We start from the raw sequence: 759 nt of genomic DNA, 5'->3' as shown, positions 1-759 counted from the left end.
TGCACGTCCTTCTGCATATTTCTTCTTTTCCGCAGTCCGTATGGCATTCACGATGTCGCGGTATGCATTGACGCTGTCTTCATACAGTTTCAGCTCCTGTTTGTCGAACTTTGATATCTCTGCCTGTTCGAACAGACGTGTGAAAACACGCTCCTGCAGGGCTGCGGGGCGTTGCATCAGGTTGGAGAGATTCTTCAACACGTACATCCACTTGTCGTACATACTTTCGAGTTCACTCTCTTTCTTGTCAAACTTAGGTATCTCAACGTATATATATGTGAGTTTGTCGTAGAACACCTCGTGTGTGTCCACCTCCATCAGCTTCACCTCATGGTGCCAGCGCTTTGCATTCTCAAGACCGTCGGCAAAGTTGAAGTTCAGCAAGCCAATCGTGTAGACAGGATTGAGATGGAAATCCCAGTCTCCTCCACGCTGCGCCTGTTCTCTGATGGGGAACGTTGAATAATAGATGGTGCGGTCTTTGAAGAACTCCTGGTATACGTTCTGCATCTCTACTATGAATTTCTCTCCCTTGTCATTCTCGCAACGTACAACGAAGAAACCAGGACGTGATTCCGAATTTATATATGTTACTTTCTGGATATTCTGTTTGCCGTGAAATATGGTGTTCAGAAAGCTAATGAGCAATTCAGTGTTACATTCAGAACCGAACAGGCGCTTAAAGCCGAAATCGGTATGTGGATTGATGTATTTCTCTGCCATAATGCTGCATTTATTATTCAATCAGCAAATTTACGG

At 44.8% G+C, this 759-nt stretch carries 1 protein-coding gene; it reads right to left on the bottom strand.

Features of this window, described 5'->3' with window-relative positions; genetic code table 11:
• Positions 1 to 723, bottom strand: a 723-nt coding sequence (locus tag QVO99_RS10130; protein ID WP_288177173.1) for an Rpn family recombination-promoting nuclease/putative transposase, incomplete at its 3' end; no start/stop codon positions are given.
• Positions 724 to 759 lie beyond the last annotated feature (36 nt).

The sequence above is a fragment of the Prevotella sp. CAG:592 genome (assembly GCF_000436015.1).
Classification (GTDB): domain Bacteria; phylum Bacteroidota; class Bacteroidia; order Bacteroidales; family Bacteroidaceae; genus Prevotella; species Prevotella pectinovora.
The sequence above is the reverse complement of the archived record's forward strand: the minus strand, read 5'-3'. Positions and strand labels throughout refer to the sequence as shown.